Origin of the sequence: Streptomyces lonarensis (assembly GCF_012033735.1) — a bacterium.
Lineage (GTDB): Bacteria > Actinomycetota > Actinomycetes > Streptomycetales > Streptomycetaceae > Streptomyces > Streptomyces lonarensis.
In genome coordinates, this window is the sequence record NZ_JAAVJD010000003.1 from 61,479 (window position 1) to 78,576 (window position 17,098).

Consider the following 17,098-nt stretch of genomic DNA (forward strand, 5'->3'; position numbering starts at 1 on the left):
GATCACACGGCTCGGAACTTGGGGAGCTGGTTGTACCCGATGGCGGGATCGTTCGAGCGGTGTTCGAGGATCAGCGCCTTCTCGCGTGCGTTCACTTCGCTTCTGGGGGCGTCCTCGGACTCCCAGAGGATCTCTTTCCTGATGGTGAAATCACGGAGTGCTTCGCGGTCGGTGTCGTGTTCCAGCAGCCGCTTGGACGGGCTCCCGAAATACCTCAGTCGATCGTCGGTGCGATCCTGCCCGATGTAGATCTTCCCGTTGGGGTAAGTGATCTTGTACACGACCTTCACAGCTCCACCCTGGCGAGCGGTGGAGGGGCAGTGCTGTGGTTCGGGCGAACCCGTATGTACCCCTGCATTGCACGGGAGCGGGGGATGTCCCGTCCTCGCTCCCGTATCGTGTGGAGCGCCATGACTGACATCACACTGTTGCTCGTCGACGACCACCCCGTCGTACGGGACGGGCTGCGCGCCATGTTCACCGCGGCGCCCGGTTTCACGGTTCTCGGGGAATCGTCGAGCGGCGTCGAGGCCGTGGATCTCGCGCTGAACCTCGATCCCGATGTCGTCCTCATGGATCTGCGGATGCCGGGTGGCAACGGCGTCGATGCCATCGCGGGGCTGGCGCGCCGGGGTTCCCGTGCCCGGGTCCTCGTTCTCACCACGTACGACACGGACACCGACACGATCCCGGCGATCGAGGCGGGCGCGACCGGCTACCTGCTCAAGGACGCACCGCGTGACGAGCTGTTCGCCGCCGTGCGCGCCACGGCCGAGGGGCGTGCCGTCCTCTCCCCCGCTATCGCCTCCCGGCTGGTCAGCGCCATGCGCGCCCCCGCGGCCCCCGCCGAGGAGTCCCTGACGGCCCGCGAGCGCGAGGTCCTCACGCTCGTCGCGCGGGGCACGTCCAACCGCGAGATCGCCGCCGAGATGTTCATCAGCGAGGCCACCGTCAAGACGCATCTGTCGCACGTCTACGGCAAGCTGGGCGTCAAGGACCGGGCCGCGGCGGTCGCCACCGGTTACGACCGGGGCATCCTCGGCCGTCCCTGACGACCTCCTGGGCGCGCTGTTCCTCTTCGGCGGGACGGAAGCGCGGACCGCCGGTCATCGCCGGATTTCCGGTCGGCGGGCATGGCATGCCGGGGAGAACCGGGACCCACGACAGCGGAACGCCCCCGTCCCGGGCCCCGGAAAGGCCCGCGAGCGGGGGCGGTCGCAGCCGGTGGTGTCAGGCGAGTGCGCCCTCTGCCGTGCTGGTGGCCCGGCCGAGGGTGGGGGCCGTGACACGCATGGTGGTGGGGACGGGCCTGGGGCCGGCCACCAGGTGGCGGAACTCGATGCCCGCGCGCTCGGGGTCGGTACCGGCGGTGGGCAGGCCGGTGAGGCAGTCGCACGCGTCGTCGGTGAAGCCCGCGAACCGGTAGGCGACCTCCATCATCCGGTTGCGGTCGGTGCGGCGGAAGTCGGCGGCCAGGTGAACGCCGGCCGCGGCGGCCTCGCCGATCAGCCAGTTGAGGAGGATGGACCCCGCGCCGAAGGACACCACACGGCAGGAGGTGGCCAGCAGCTTCAGGTGCCAGACGCGCTCGTGGTAGCCGAGCAGCAGCACACCGACGGCGCCGTGCGGGCCGAAGCGGTCGGTGAGGGTGATGGTGAGCACCTCGTGCTCCGGGTCGGCGAGCAGGGCGCGCAGGTCGGCGTCGGAGTAGTACACGCCGGTGGCGTTCATCTGGCTGGTGCGGAGGGTGAGTTCCTCCACCCGGGAGATGTCCGCGTCGTCGGCGGGCTTGATCTCCATGACCAGTTCGAGTGAGCGCAGGAACTCCTCGTCGGGGCCCGAGAAGCTTTCGCGTTCCGCGGTACGGCGGAAGCCCGCCTGGTACATGTCGCGGCGGCGGGTGGCGTCGACGGTGACGACGGCGGGGCTGAACTCGGGGAGGCTGGGCAGCTGGGCGGCCTGGACGGCGTCGTAGCAGCGGACCTCGGGGTGGTGGTAGGCGACCTCGGCGCGTTCGGCCGGCTGGTCGTCGATGAAGGCGATCGTCTTCATCGCGAAGTTCAACTGGTCGGCGATCTCCTTGACCGACTGGGACTTGGCGTGCCAGCCGATCTGCGGCAGCACGAAGTACTCGGCGACGCCGAGGGCGGTCAGCCGCTCCCAGGCGTGGTCGTGGTCGTTCTTGCTGGCCACCGCCTGGAGGATGCCGCGGGCGTCGAGCGCGACGATGGTGTCGCGTATCGCGTCGGGCAGCACGACCTCGCCGTCCTCCAGCAGGGTGCCCTGCCACAGGGTGTTGTCGAGGTCCCAGACCAGGCACTTCACGAGGGTGGGTGCATCGGACACGGATCTCTCCTTCGAGGGCTCTTTGTCGCTGCGTGGTGGAAAGGTGACGGCGAGGGTGGTTCAGACGGTGTCGAGGACGTGCCGCGCGAGGATGAGCTGGGAGATCTCCGTGCTGCCCTCGATCAGCTCCATCGCCTTGGCGTCCCGGTAGGCGCGGGCCACCACGTGGCCGTCCGTGAAGCCGCGGGAGGCGAGCACCTGGACGGCCGTCGCGGCGCCGCGCGTGGCGTGGGTGGCGGCGACCTGCTTGGCCAGCACGGCGGCGACGGGCGCGTCGGCGGCGCCGCGTTCCCACTGCTCGGCGGCGTGGCGGCAGACCTGGGTGGCGATCCGCTCCGAGGTGTACAGCTCGGCGAGGTGCCGGGCGACGAGCTGGTGCTCGGCGATCGGGGAGCCGCCCTGCTCACGGGTGCGGGCGTCGGCGGTGGCGGCGGCCAGGCAGCCGCGCAGGATGCCGGCGCAGCCCCAGGCGACCGACATCCGGCCGTAGGAGAGCGCGGTGGTGAAGAGCAGCGGGAGCGGCTGGCCCCCGCCGCCGAGCACGGCCCGCGCGGGGACGCGCACGTCGTCGAGGACGACGCGGCTGTGGGTGGCGGCGCGGCAGCCGAGCGGGTCCTTGACCTGCTCGATGCGGACACCGGGGGCGTCCGTGGGCACCACGGCGGCGGCGCCGCTCGGGCCGTCGCCGAACAGCCCGTAGACCACGATGACATCGGCGTAGACGGCGCCGGTGATCCACATCTTCTCGCCCGAGACGAGCGCGTCGCCCGTGCCGTCGTCGGCCGGGCGGATGCGGGTGGCGATGCCGGCGAGATCGGAGCCGGCGCCGGGTTCGCTGAAGGCCACGCAGGCGAGCCTGCCGCTCGTGAGCTGCCCGAGGTAGTCCCGGCGTTGCTCACGGTCGCCGAAACGGAGCACAGTGGCGGCCGCGATGCCCTGCACCGTCATGATGCTCCGCAGCGAGCTGCACAGGGCGCCCACGTGGGCGGTCAGCTCGCCGCTCGCGAAGACGTCGGCGCCGGGCCCGCCGAAGCGGGCCGGCACCTCGGCGCACAGCACGCCCATCCCGCCCAGCTTGCGCAGGACATCCACGGGGATGAGGCCGGTGGTGTCCCAGGCCGCCGGGCCGTCACCGACGAGCGCGTCGATCGCGCCGGTGTCGATGCTCATCCGGCCCGGCTGCCGTCCTCGGCCCCTTGCAGCCGCTGCACGAGGGCGGACATGGCACGGACACTGCGGAAGTTGTCCATGGACAGCTCGGGGCCGACGATCTCGATGTCGTACTCGTCCTCCAGGTGCACCACCAGTTGCAGGGCGAACATGGAGGAGATGACGCCCGTGGAGAAGAGGTCCTGTTCGGCGGAGGGTTCGGTACCGGTCCGCTCGGTGAGGAAGGCGGTCAGCTCCTTCTCGAGGGAGTCGCTGCCCGTACCGCCTTGCGCGGCAGTCATCGTGTGTGCCTTTCCGTAGCCGAGTGGTAGTTGTAGAAGCCGCGGCCGGTCTTGCGGCCGTGGTGCCCGTCGCGGACCTTCTGGAGCATCAGCTCGCAGGGGTCGCACTCGGGGTCGCCGGTGCGTTCGTGCAGGACGCGCAGGGAGTCGACGAGGTTGTCGATGCCGATCAGGTCGGCGGTGCGCAGCGGTCCCGTGGAGTGGCCGAGGCAGCCCTCGAGCAGGCCGTCCACGGTCTCGGCCGTGGCGACGCCCTCCTGGACGAGCATCGCCGCGCGGTTGATCAGCGGGTGCAGCAGCCGGTTGATGACGAAGCCGGGCGCGTCGTTGATCACGAGCGCCTCGCGGCCGAGCGTGTCGAGCAGGGCGCGGACCGCGGCCATGGTGGCCTCGCTCGTCGCCGTGCCCCTGATCACCTCGACCATCTTGATGAGGTACGAGGGGTTCATGAAGTGCACGCCGACGAGTTCGTCGCCGCGGGCGACCCAGCCGGCCATCTCGTCGACCGGGATGCAGGAGGTGTTGGAGATCAGCAGGGTGCCGGGGGCGACCGCGGCGGAGATCTCGCCCAGCACCTTGCGCTTGACCTCGTCGATCTCCACGACCGCCTCGATGACGGTGGTGGAGCCGGCCAGGTCGGCCGTCGAGGTGGTGGTGGTGAGGGTGCCGCGGGGGCGGTCCGCCGGGAGGGCGCCCATCAACTGGGCGTGCTTGAGTTTGTGGCGGATCGTCCTGCGGGCCGAGGTCAGGATCTCCTCGTCGACGTCGACGAGCGTGACGTCCACGCCGTGGCCGAGGGCGAGGGCGGAGATGTTGGTGCCCATGACGCCGGCGCCGACGACGCCGAGGCGATGGCCCTCGGCCTGCTGCTCCTGTTGGTCAGTCATCGTCCCTGTCCTGAGTGGCGGAGAAGTGCGTGGCAAGCCAGGATTCGACGGCCCGCGCCGTGGTTTCGGCGCGGGAGCCGATCATGGAGAAGTGGTCGCCCGGCACGGCCGCCGGGGTCACATCGCCCGAGTAGGCCCACGGGGCCCGGACGAAGTCGGCCGCTCCCACCTGACCGTCGGCGCTGTCCGCGTGGCGGACGAGCAGGGTCGGCAGGTCGCCGGCGTGCGGCAGGTGGGCGCGCCAGTCGAAGTCATAGTAATGGGCAAAGGCTGTCAGCCAGTCATCCCCACCTATGCCGTCCACCCCGGTGCTGCCGCGGTTGTTCTCCAGCACGGCGGCCGGCAGTTCGGCGAGCAAGTCGTCGGGCACACCGGCCATTTCGGGAGTGAACGTGTCGAGCAGCACGAGCGCCGCCGGCGGCCGGCCGCGGTCGGTGAGGCGGGCGGCGAGCGCGTGCGCGGTGAGTCCGCCCGAGGAGTAGCCGACCAGGACGAACGGCCCCGCGTCCGCGGCCGTCTCCGGCGCGGCGAGCACGGTCTCGACGTAGAGATCGAGCAGCGCGTCGGGACTCGCGGCCAGCGGCTCGCCCGGGGCGTAGCCGGGGACCGTGGCGGCGAGGATCTGCCGCCGGCCCTGGAAACCGTGGGCGAGGCGCACGAACTCCTGCGCGTCGGCGGTGGCCCCGAACGACGGCAGGCAGATCAGTGTGGGTCCCTCGGTGCCGCGGGCGAGCGGCACGAGGGGCGGGAAGCCCGCCAGTTCGGCCGGGCTGTCGAAGGAGGGACGGAAGGCGGCGAGCCCGGTGATCATCCGCATGGCGTCGGCGCCGCGCCCGCTCCGGTGGGCGCTGGTGTAGAGGGCCGTGAGGGATTCCGAGATGGTGGCGCCCGCGTCGGGCGTGCCCGCCAGGTCGCCGCCCTCCGTCCCGGACGGGTCGGGGAGCACGAAGCGCCGGGCGGGCCGGTCCGCGCCGTCCTGCCCCGCCGCGTCGGACGCGAGCCGTTCCCGCAGGTGATCGGCCGTGTCGATCGGGGTGGGGTGGTCGAGGGTCAGCGGCCCGGTCAGGCGCAGGCCGGTGACCCGGGCGAGCCGGTTGCGCAGCTCGACGGCCGACAGGGAGTTGAAGCCCTGCTCCAGGAAGGTGGCGTCGGGCTGGACGGCCGCCGCGTCGGGGTGTCCGAGTACGGCGGCGGCGTGCTCGCGCACCACGTCGAGCAGGACCGTCGCCCGTTCGAGCGGGGACGGGGCCGCGGCGAGCCGCTTGCGGAGCGCAGCGGCCTCGGGCGACGCCCCGGGGTTCTCCTCCTCGGCCGCCGCGGCGCGGATCGCCTCGGGGAGGGTGGAGAGGAACGGGCTCGGCCGGTAGAGGGTGTAGGTCTCCAGGAAGCGGTTCCAGTCGATGTCGGCGACGACGAGGTGGTCCTCGCCGTCGTCGAGCGCCTGGGCGAGGCCCTGGATGCCGCGCTCGGGCGCCATCGGGCGCAGGCCGTAGTCGCTGAGCTCGTCCCCAGCGTCGCCCGCTCCCATGCCGCCGCCGCCCCACAGGCCCCAGGCCACGGAGGTGCCGGCGAGGCCCTCCGCGCGGCGCCGCGCCACCAGCGCGTCCAGGGCGGCGTTGGCCGCGCCGTATGCCGCGAGGATGCCGCTGCCCCAGACGGCCGCGCCGGAGGAGAACACCACGAAGGCGTCCAGGTCGAGACCGCGCTCGACCGACAGCTCGTGCAGGTGCACCGCGCCGCCGACCTTCACCGCCGACGCGGCCACCAGGTCGTCGGGTGTCAGCGTGACGATGGGCGCGCCGTGTTCCACGCCGGCCGAGTGGACGATCGCGGAGACCTCGGGGCCGGTCGCGGAGGCGTGGTCGAGCAGGGCGCCGAGCGGCGCGCGCGCCGACACGTCGCAGGACAGCACGTCCACCGCGGTCCCCGCCAGGGCGAGTTCGGCCGCGAGCACCGCCACACCCGAAGCCGCCGGACCCGAGCGGGAGGTCAGCACCACCCGCGGGACACCACGCCCCGCCAGCAGACGCGCCGTACGACCACCGATCATCCCCGTACCGCCCGTGATCAGCACCGAGCCGCGCGGCACGAACGCCTCAGCCGACGCGGCGTCCGCCGCGCGAGGAGCGTGCTCAAGACGCCGCGCGTACGCGCCCGAGGCACGCAGCGCCACCTGGTCCTCGCCACCGGGCCCGGCGGCGAGGACGGCGATCAGGCCGGCGCCGACGACCTCGTCGAACTCCGCCGGCACATCGACCAGACCGCCCCACTGCCGCGCCAGCTCCAGACCCGCCGTCTGGCCCAGCGCCCACACCTGGGCCTGCGCCACGCTCGGCACCTCACCCGGCAGCACCGCCACGCCACCGCGCGTCAGCGCCCACACCGGCACCTCGAACCCGCCGTCCACCACCGCCTGCACCACACCCGCCGTGGCCGCCACGCCCGCGGGCGCGCAGTCGCCGCCAGGCACCGCCGTCTCGTCGAGCCCGAGCAGCGACACCACACCGCGCAGGGGGCTTCCGTCGGCGGCGTCCGCGACGGCGGCGCCGAGTACCGCGCGGTCCGTTCCGTCCACCTCGACGATCCGCACGTCCGCGCCGCCACGGCCGCCCACCGCACGGGCCACCTCGGCCGCGAGACCGGCCTCGGCGGTGGAGGTGAGCACCAGCCACAGCCCCGAAAGGCCGCCGCCGGAGAGGGAGCCGAGCGACTCCCAGATCACCCGGTACCGCAGGCCGGCCGCGAGGTCCGTGCCCGCGCCGGGCACCCGGTCCGGGTACTCCGGCCAGTACCTGCGGTGCTGGAACGCGTACGTCGGCAGCTCGACCGGACCGCCGGCCTCGGGCAGCACCGCCGTCCAGTCCAGCGGCAGCCCCCGCACGAACGCCTCGCCGAAGGAACGCAGCAGCCGGTCCACGCCACCGTCGTCACGCCGCAGCGTGTCGATCAGCACCGGGTCGGGCAGGTCGGCCCGCGGCACGAGGACCTCCTCGACCGCCGTGAGCAGCACCGGGTGGGCGGAGACCTCCAGGAAGGTGCGGTGGCCCGTCGCGGCCAGCGCCTCGACGGCCTCGCCGAAGCGGACCGTGCGCCGCACGTTCGCGTACCAGTACTCCGGGCCCAGTTCGGCGCCGTCGACCAGGCGCCCCTCCACCGTGGAGAAGAAGGGGACCTCGCCCGTGCGCGGGGCGATGCCCGCCAGGGCGGCCGGCAGGGTCTCGGCGAGCGGCTCGCACAGCCGCGAGTGCGCCACGAACCCGGTGACGGGCACCCGCCAGCGCATCGCCCGCCGCTTGCGCAGCAGCCGCTCGAACTCCACCATCGCCTCGGGCTCCCCCGAGGCCACGGTCGCGAGCGGCGAGTTCACGGCGGCCACGGACAGGCGCCCGGCCCAGGGCTGCATCAGCTCCTCGACCTCGTCCGCCGGCAGGACCACGGAGAGCATGCCGCCCTCGACCCCGAGTCCGGTCAGCAGCCTCGCCCGCACCGCGACGACGCGCGCCGCGTCCTCGCGGGAGAGGATGCCCGCCACGGTCGCCGCGGCCACCTCGCCCTGGGAGTGGCCCACGACCACGTCGGGACGTACGCCCGCGGCCCGCCACACGGCGGCGAGCGAGACCATAACCGCCCACAGCACGGGCTGCATCACCTCGGCCGCCTCCAGCGAGGGGGCGTCCTGCGCGCCTTCGAGCACCGCATACGCGTCCCACTCGACGTAGGGCGCCAGCGCCTCCACGCACCGGGCGAACTCCGCGGCGAAGACCGGGGACTCGTGCACCATCCGGCGCCCCATCCCGGCCCACTGCGAACCCTGGCCAGGGAAGACGAACGCCGTGCGACCCGGCCCGCCGGTCGGGATGGTGCCGACGGCAGCCGCCGCGTCGGGACGCGACCCGGCGACGGCGGCGAGGGTCTCGGCCAGCGCGGCGCGGCCTTCGCCCACCACGACCGCCCGGTGCGGGAACCGGCTGCGGCGGGTGACCAGCGCGCGGGCGACGGCGGCGGGTCCGGCCCCGTCCGTGTCGCGCGCCAGGGGCAGCACGCGGTCGGCCTGGGCGGCCAGCGCCTCAGGGCCGCGCGCGGAGATCACCCAGGCGGTGACGTCCACGTCCCGGCCGAGCAGCGGCACTCCGGCCGCCGTCTCCGGGCCGGCGGGGGCGCCCTCGTCCGCCGCGGGCTCGGCGGGGGGCTCCTCCAGGATGATGTGCGCGTTGGTGCCGCTGATCCCGAAGCTGGAGACGCCCGCGCGGCGCGGCGCGCCCTCCCTGGCGGGCCAGGGCCTGTGCTCGGTGAGCAGCCGCACCCGGCCCGAATCCCAGTCGATCTGCCGGGAGGGCTGCTCGGAGTACAGGCTGCGCGGCAGCGCCCCGTGCCGCATCGCGAGCACCATCTTGATGAGCCCGGCGACGCCGGCGGCACCCTGCGCGTGCCCGATGTTGGACTTGATCGACCCCAGCCACAGCGGCCGGTCCTCGGGGCGGTTCTGCCCGTAGGTGGCCAGCAGCGCGCTCGCCTCGATCGGGTCGCCGAGCACGGTGCCCGTGCCGTGCGCGTCGACCGCGTCGACCTGGTCGGGCGTGAGGCCGCCCGAGGCCAGGGCGGCGCGGATCACGCGCTGCTGGGCGAGGCCGCTCGGCGCGGTGAAGCCGTTGGAGGCGCCGTCCTGGTTGATCGCGGTCCCCCGCACGACCGCGAGCACGGGGTGGCCGTGGCGGCGGGCCGCGGAGAGCCTCTCCACGGCGAGCATGCCGGCGCCCTCGCCCATGCCCATGCCGTCCGCCGAGACGGAGAACGCCTTGCTGCGCCCGTACTGGGACAGGCCCATGCCGGCGCCGAAGGCGAACGCGCTCGGGGCGGCCATCACGGTGACGCCGCCCGCGAGGGCGAGATCGCACTCGCCCGAGCGCAGCGCCTGGCAGGCCAGGTGGAGCGCGGCGAGCGAGGCGGAGCAGGCGGTGTCGATGGTGAGCGAGGGGCCTTCGAGGCCGAGGTTGTACGAGACGCGGCCGGAGAGCACCGCGCCGCCGTCGCTGACCGGGGTGCTCTCGCCCAGGTCGGCCGTGCTGCCGTCGAGCGCGTGCGTGTAGAGCTGCATCCAGCCGCCCACGAACACGCCGGTGCGGGAGCCGCGGAGGCCGATCGGGTCGATGCCGGCCCGCTCCAGCGCCTCCCAGGAGATTTCGAGCAGCAGCCGCTGCTGCGGGTCCATGGCCAGCGCCTCGTTCGGCCCGATACCGAAGAAGGCGGGGTCGAAGTCGGCGGCCTCGTGGACATAGCCGCCTTCGAGGCCGAACGCGGTGGTCATGTCCCAGCCGCGGTACTCGGGGTAGGGGCTGATCGCGTCGGTGCCGTCGGCGAGGAGCTGCCAGAGCCTCTCGGGCGAGGTGGCACCGCCGGGGAGGCGGCAGCCCATGCCGACGATGACGATCGGGTCGTCCTCGTCGGCGGGAGCGTGCCGCGGCGCGACGGCCGCCTCGGCCGCGGGCTCGGCGACGCCGAAGAGGTCGCCGTGCAGCTTGTCCGACAGGGCGGTGACGGACGGGTAGTCGAAGACCACGGTGGAGGGCAGGCGCAGGCCGGTGGCCTCGCCGAGCCGGTTGCGCAGGGCGACAGCCATCACCGAGTCGAAGCCCAGGTCGCGGAACGCCTGCTCGGGATCGATCTCCTCGGCGTCGCCGTAGCCGAGCGCCGCCGCGGCCTCGGCCCGGACGGCGGCGACGAGCGCGGCCTCCCGTTCGGCGGGCGGCAGCGCGGTCAGGCGGCGCACCAGCGGCGGCGCATCCGCGCCGGTCTCGGCGCTCTCCTGCTCCGCCTCGGCCGCCGCGGCGCGGATCGCCTCGGGGAGGGTGGAGAGGAACGGGCTCGGCCGGTGCAGCGTGTAGATGGGGAGGAAGCGCTCCCAGTCGATGTCGGCGACGACGAGGTGGTCCTCGCCGTCGTCGAGCGCCTGGGCGAGGCCCTGGATGCCGCGCTCGGGCGCCATCGGGCGCAGGCCGAAGCCGCTGAGCTGCTCCCCCGCCGCGCCGCCGCCCATGCCGCCGCCGCCCCACAGGCCCCAGGCCACGGAGGTGCCGGCGAGGCCCTCCGCGCGGCGCCGCGCCACCAGCGCGTCGACGGCCGCGTTCGCCGCACCGTACCCGGCGAGCACGCCGCTGCCCCAGACGGCCGCGCCGGAGGAGAACACCACGAAGGCGTCCAGGTCGAGACCGCGCTCGACCGACAGCTCGTGCAGGTGCACCGCGCCGCCGACCTTCACGGAGGAGGCCGCGGACAGGTCGTCGGTCGTCAGCGTCGCCATCGGCGCGGCATGCTCGGCACCGGCCGAGTGGACGACGGCGGAGACCTCGGGGCCGGTCGCGGAGAGGTGGTCGAGCAGGGCGCCGAGCGGCGCGCGCGCCGACACGTCGCAGGACAGCACGTCCACCGCGGTCCCCGCCAGGGCGAGTTCGGCCGCGAGCACCGCCACACCCGAAGCCGCCGGACCCGAGCGGGAGGTCAGCACCACCCGCGGGACACCACGCCCCGCCAGCAGACGCGCCGTACGACCACCGATCATCCCCGTACCGCCCGTGATCAGCACCGAGCCGCGCGGCACGAACGCCTCAGCCGACGCGGCGTCCGCCGCGCGCGGAGCGTGCTCAAGACGCCGCGCGTACGCGCCCGAGGCACGCAGCGCCACCTGGTCCTCGCCGCCGCGCCCTCTCGCGAGGACGGCGATCAGGCCGGCGCCGACGACCTCGTCGAACTCCGCCGGCACATCGACCAGACCGCCCCACTGCCGCGCCAGCTCCAGACCCGCCGTCTGGCCCAGCGCCCACACCTGGGCCTGCGCCACGCTCGGCACCTCACCCGGCAGCACCGCCACGCCACCGCGCGTCAGCGCCCACACCGGCACCTCGAACCCGCCGTCCACCACCGCCTGCACCACACCCGCCGTGGCCGCCACGCCCGCGGGCGCCCAGTCGCCGCCAGGCACCGCCGTCTCGTCGAGCCCGAGCAGCGACACCACACCGGCGAGACCGCCACCGCCCGCACCCACGGCGTCCGCCACGGCGGCGCCGAGTACCGTCCGGTCCGTTCCGTCCACCTCGACGATCCGCACGTCCGCGCCGCCACGGCCGCCCACCGCCCGGGCCACCTCGGCCGCGAGACCGGCCTCCGCCGACGACGCCACCACCAGCCACAGCCCCGAAAGGCCGCCGCCGGAGAGGGAGCCGAGCGACTCCCAGATCACCCGGTACCGCAGGCCGGCGACGGCGTCCCCGCCGGCTCCCCTGACCCGCTCGGGGAACTCCGGCCAGTACCTGCGGCGCTGGAACGCGTACGTCGGCAGCTCGACCGGACCGCCGGCCTCGGGCAGCACCGCCGTCCAGTCCAGCGGCAGCCCCCGCACGAACGCCTCGCCGAACGAACGCAGCAGCCGCGCCGCTCCCCCGTCGTCACGCCGCAGCGTGCCCACCGCGACGGGCGCCTGCCCGTCGGGTCCGTCGGCGATCGCCGGGGTCAGCACGGGGTGGGGGGACGTCTCGATGAAGGTGCCGTGTCCCGAGGCGACGAGGGAGCGCACGGCCCGCTCGAACTCGACGGTCTCCCGGAGGCTGGCGTACCAGTAGTCGGGCACGAGTTCGGGACCGGCGATCATGTCACCGCTCATGGCGGAGATCATGGGGATGCGCGTCTCGCGCGGCGAGATGCCGTCGAGGACGGCCAGGATCTCCGCGCGCAGCTCGTCGACCTGGGGGCTGTGCGAGGCGTAGTCCACGGGGATCATCCGGGCGCGCACCGACTCGGGGCACGCCTCCTTGATCTCGCGCAGGGCGTCGGGGTCGCCGGAGACGACCGTCGCCCGCGGTCCGTTCACCGCCGCGACGGACAGCCGCGCGCCGAACGGGGCGATGCGCTCGCGCACCGCCTCGGCCGGCTCGGCGATCGACAGCATGCCGCCGCGGCCGGCCAGCGCCTTCAGCGTCCTGCTGCGCAGCGTCACGACCTTGGCCGCGTCGTCGAGGGACAGGATGCCCGCCACGGCCGCGGCGGCGATCTCGCCCTGCGAGTGGCCGACGACCGCGTCGGGAACGACGCCGGCCGCCTGCCAGACCGCGGCCAGCGAAACCATCACGGCCCACAGCGCGGGCTGGACCACGTCGGCGGCCTCGAACCCGTGCTCACCCGCGAGCACAGCGTCGAGCTCCCAGTCCACGAACGGCGCGAGCGCCGCCGCGCACTCGGCGAGCCGCGCCGCGAAGACCGGGGACGCCTCGGCGAGTTCGCGGCCCATGCCGATCCACTGCGAGCCCTGGCCGGGGAAGACGAAGACCGTCTTGCCCACCACGGCGGGCGCGAGCGTCCCGCTCACGACGCCGGGAGCGGGCTGGTCGGTGGAGACCGCGGCCAGACCGGCGAGCAGCTCCTCACGCCCGGCGCCCAGCACCACCGCGCGCCGTTCGAAGACCGAGCGCGTGGTGACGAGCGACCGTGCCACGTCGGGCAGCGCCAGTTCCGGGCGCGCCGCCACGTGCTCCCGCAGCCGCCCGGCCTGCTCGGCCAGCGCGGTCGCGGAGCGCCCCGAGACGGCGAACGGAACCACCCCGGCGTCCTCGCGCAGCAGCGGCGTGCGCTCGGCGCCCGCCCCGGCGGCGGAGGCGCCGGGTGCCGCGTCCTCGGCAGCGGCTGCTTCGGACGGGACGGCTTCGGCGGAGACGGGCTCCTCCTGGGGCGCCTCCTCCACGATGACGTGCGCGTTGGTGCCGCTGATGCCGAACGCCGAGACGCCGGCGCGGCGCGGCCGTTCACCCGCGGGCCACTCGACGGCCTCCTGGAGCAGGCGCACATGGCCGGCCGACCAGTCGACGTGCGGGGTCGGCTCGCTCGCGTGCAGGGTCGCGGGGAGCATGCCGTGCCGCAGCGACAGCACCATCTTGATGATTCCGGCGACGCCGGCGGCCTGCTGGGTGTGCCCGAGGTTGGACTTGATCGAGCCGAGCAGCAGCGGCTTGTCGGCCGGGTGCCCCTGCCCGTAGGTCGCGAGCAGGGCCTGCGCCTCGATCGGGTCGCCCAGCGTGGTGCCCGTGCCGTGCGCCTCGACCACGTCCACGTCGGCCGTGGTCAGGCGGGCGTTGGCCAGCGCGGCGCGGATGACGCGCCGCTGGGAGGGACCGTTCGGGGCGGACAGGCCGTTGGAGGCGCCGTCCTGGTTGTGCGCGCTGCCCACGATCGTGGCCAGCACGTGGTGGCCGTTGCGGCGCGCGTCCGAGAGGCGCTCGAGCACGAGCATGCCCACGCCCTCGGCGATGCCCATGCCGTCGGCGCCCGCGCCGAACGCCTTGCAGCGTCCGTCGGCCGCAAGGCCGTTCTGCGCCGAGAAGCCCACGAACGAGCCGGGCCCGACGAGCACGGTGACGCCGCCGGCGAGTGCCATCGAGCACTCGCCACCGCGCAGCGCCTGCGCCGCGAGGTGGACGGCCACCAGGGAGGAGGAACAGGCGGTGTCCACCGACACCGCGGGACCGTTGAGGCCCAGCGTGTACGCGATCCGGCCGGAGAGCACGCTCATCGCCGTGCCCGTGATCAGGTGCGCCTCCGAACCGGAGATGTCGCCGCCGGAGTTGGCGTAGTCGGAGGGCGAGGCTCCGACGAAGACGCTGGTGGACGTGGAGCGCAGGGCCGCGGGGTCGATGCCGGCCCGTTCGATCGCCTCCCAGGTCGTCTCGAGCAGCACCCGCTGCTGCGGGTCCATGGCCAATGCCTCACGCGGACTGATCCCGAAGAACGAGGCGTCGAAGTCGGTCGCCCCCGACAGGAAGCCGGCCTGGGAGACGTCGCTGGTGAACGTCGCCTCCGGGTCGGTGTCGAAGAGCGCCTCGAGGTCCCAGCCACGGTCGGTGGGGAAGCCCTCGATGGCGTCCCCACCGGCGGCCAGCAGTTCCCACAGCTCCTCGGGGTTGCGGACCCCGCCCGGGTAGCGGCAGGCCATCCCGACGATCGCGATCGGTTCCCGCTCGCGCTCCGTCACCTCACGCAGCCGCGCCCGCGTCGTACGGAGCTTCGCGGTGGTCTGCTTGAGGAAGTCGAGGAGCTTTTCCTCGTTCTGCATCGTCCTTGTACCCTTCGACCTGTTTCGGGAGTGAGGTGGAGCCGGCGGGGCTGCTGGGAGCGGCAGGGGTCAGTCGAAGTCGGGATCGTCGAGTTCGTCCTTCAGGAGCGCGAACATCTCATCGGCGGTGGCCTCTTCGAGCTTGCGCTTCCCTTCCTCCTCCGCGGCGGCTCCGGCCTGTCCCTGGTCGGACCGCACGGCCCGGAAGTGCTGGGTCAGCGCCTCCAGGCGGGCGACGATCTCGGCGCGTGCCTCGTCGTCGGGCGGCGTGAGCCCGGCCGCGAGGCGGTCGAACTCGTCGAGGACGGCCGAGTGGCCGACCAGTTCGTGGCCGAAGAGCTCGGTGAGCAGGTGATCGGCGAGAGCCGTCGGGTTCGGGTGGTCGAACACCAGGGTCGAAGGCAGCTTCACCCCGGCCGCGGCGTTGAGCCGGTTCCGCAGCTCGACCGCGGTCAGCGAGTCGAAGCCGATGTCCCGGAACGCGCGCTCGGCCGGTATCTCGGCCACCGACTTGTGGCCGAGCACGGCGGTGGCGTGCGAGCGCACCAGGTCGATGACCGTACGGCGGCGCTCGTCCGCCGACAGGCCGGACAGCCGGGAGACGTACTCGCCACGGGCGTTCGCCTGCGGGTCGGCCGATCCGGCGGGCTCGGCCTCGTCCCGCGCCTCCGGGATCGTGTCGAGCAGCGGACGGGGCCGCGCCGCGCTGAAGACCGGAGCGAACTTCTTCCATTCCACGTCCGCGACCGCGATGTGCGTCTCATCGTCGCTGATGATCTCGCCCAGCATGGTCAGCGCCCGGTCCTTGTCCAGGAAGCTGATGCCCTGCTTGCGCAGGAAGCTGGGTGTCACCTGGCCGGCGCCCTGCTCCATCTCCTCGTCGATGGCGTCCCAGTCTCGGGTGTTCCACACGCCCCAGGCGATGGACGTGCCCGGCAGGCCGCGGCCCCGGCGGTCCTCCGCCAGCGCGTCGAGGAAGGAGTTGCCGGCGGCGTAGGCGCCGTGGTCGTTGCTGCCCCAGGTCGCGGAGATGGAGGAGAACAGGACGAACTCGTCCAGGTCGAGACCCGTCGTCGCCACGTCCAGGTTGAGCGCCCCGAGGGCCTTCGCGCCGAGCGCCACGGAGAGGCCCGCGCGGTCGGTGTCCGCCACCCGGGCGAGGAACTGCGTGTTCGCCGAGTGCAGCACGGACGAGAGGCGGGGACCGGTTCGCTCGACCCACCCGACGAGACCGGTCACCTGGTCAAGGGCGCCGAGGTCGCAGCTCACCACCTCCACGCTCGATCCGGCGTTCGCGACCGAGGCGGCGAGCTGCGCCACCCCCTGCGCGGACGGGCCGGAACGGGAGGTCAGCACGACGCGGGGCGCCTCGCGCTCGGCGAGCCAGCTTCCGATGTGCGGGCCGATGGAGCCGGTGCCGCCGGTCAGCAGGACCGTGCCGCGCGGGTTCCACTGCCCCGCCTCGGCGCGGCGGGCCTCGGCCCGCACCAGACGCCGCAGGAAGACGCCCGAGGGCCGCAGCGCGACCTGGTCCTCGCTGCCGTCCGCGATGACCGCGGCGAGCCTGGCGCCGGTACGGGCGTCGAACTCCGCCGGCAGGTCGATCAGGCCGCCCCACTCGTTCGGGTGCTCCAGGCCGGCCGTCCGGCCGAGGCCCCAGACCTGCGCCTGCAGCGGGTTGGTCGTCACCTCGCCGGCGCCGGTCTGCACCGCGCCCCGGGTCAACACCCACAGCGGTGCGGTGATGCCCGCCCCGCCCAGGGTCTGCATGAGGTCCACCGTCGCGGCCGTGCCGCGGGGCACCGACGGGAAGTCCGCGTCGGGGGTGTCGTCCAGCGCGAGCAGCGAGACCACGCCGCTCACGTGTGCGACCGCGGACACGTCGAGGTCCGCCGTCCCCGCGACCGTGATCACCTCGGCGCCGTGCCCGGTCAGCGCGGCTTCGACGGCCGCACGGTCGGGGTCGTCCCCGACGAGCAGCCAGGTGCCCGTGAAGGAGCCGGTGCTGTCCTTGCCGCTCTCCTGCCAGGTGATCCGGTAGCGCCAGTCGTCCACCGATCCGCCGGCGTGCTCCAGTTCCGGGACCTCGGGCCAGTACCTGCGGTGCTGGAAGGCGTAGGTGGGCAGGTCGACAGCCGTGCCGGTGCCGAGGACGGCGGACCAGTCGACGTCGACTCCGCCGACGTGGGCTTCGGCGAGGGAGGTCAGGAGGCGTTCGGCGCCGCCGTCGTCACGCCGCAGCGTGCCCACCGTCACCGGCGCCTGCTCATCGAGCGTGTCACCGATCGCACCCGTCAACACCGGATGCCCCGACACCTCCA

At 74.0% G+C, this 17,098-nt stretch carries 8 protein-coding genes; 1 reads left to right on the forward strand and 7 read right to left on the reverse strand.

Annotated elements, in window-relative coordinates:
* Positions 1-2 precede the first annotated feature (2 nt).
* Positions 3-290: a GIY-YIG nuclease family protein gene (locus HCN56_RS01100; RefSeq protein ID WP_167967501.1), complete on the reverse strand. Its 288-nt coding sequence runs from the start codon at positions 288-290 to the stop codon at positions 3-5.
* A gap of 120 nt (positions 291-410) precedes the next feature.
* On the opposite strand from HCN56_RS01100, the gene HCN56_RS01105 reads away from it, so the two are divergent.
* Complete coding sequence (locus HCN56_RS01105) at positions 411-1,052, forward strand: response regulator (RefSeq protein ID WP_167967502.1); 642 nt, start codon at positions 411-413, stop codon at positions 1,050-1,052.
* Between the two features lie 178 nt (positions 1,053-1,230).
* Here HCN56_RS01105 and HCN56_RS01110 read toward each other — a convergent pair whose 3' ends face one another.
* The 6 genes from HCN56_RS01110 to HCN56_RS01135 form a co-directional block, all read right to left on the reverse strand.
* Positions 1,231-2,346 (reverse strand): HAD-IIIC family phosphatase, encoded by a 1,116-nt coding sequence (locus HCN56_RS01110; protein WP_167967503.1) that lies wholly within the window; start codon positions 2,344-2,346, stop codon positions 1,231-1,233.
* Between the two features lie 60 nt (positions 2,347-2,406).
* A complete protein-coding gene (locus HCN56_RS01115) occupies positions 2,407-3,516 on the reverse strand; it encodes an acyl-CoA dehydrogenase family protein (protein ID WP_167967504.1) in 1,110 nt (369 codons plus the stop codon).
* Positions 3,513-3,797: an acyl carrier protein gene (locus HCN56_RS01120; protein WP_167967505.1), complete on the reverse strand. Its 285-nt coding sequence runs from the start codon at positions 3,795-3,797 to the stop codon at positions 3,513-3,515. The genes HCN56_RS01115 and HCN56_RS01120 overlap by 4 nt, the downstream gene beginning before the upstream one ends.
* Positions 3,794-4,684: a 3-hydroxyacyl-CoA dehydrogenase family protein gene (locus tag HCN56_RS01125; RefSeq protein WP_167967506.1), complete on the reverse strand. Its 891-nt coding sequence runs from the start codon at positions 4,682-4,684 to the stop codon at positions 3,794-3,796. Before HCN56_RS01125 ends, HCN56_RS01120 begins: the two co-directional genes overlap by 4 nt.
* Positions 4,677-14,777, reverse strand: coding sequence for an SDR family NAD(P)-dependent oxidoreductase (locus HCN56_RS01130; protein ID WP_167967507.1), 10,101 nt, complete (start codon positions 14,775-14,777; stop codon positions 4,677-4,679). The genes HCN56_RS01125 and HCN56_RS01130 overlap by 8 nt, the downstream gene beginning before the upstream one ends.
* 69 nt (positions 14,778-14,846) lie before the next feature.
* Positions 14,847-17,098: type I polyketide synthase (locus HCN56_RS01135; RefSeq protein WP_167967508.1), on the reverse strand; the 2,252-nt coding region annotated here is incomplete at its 5' end.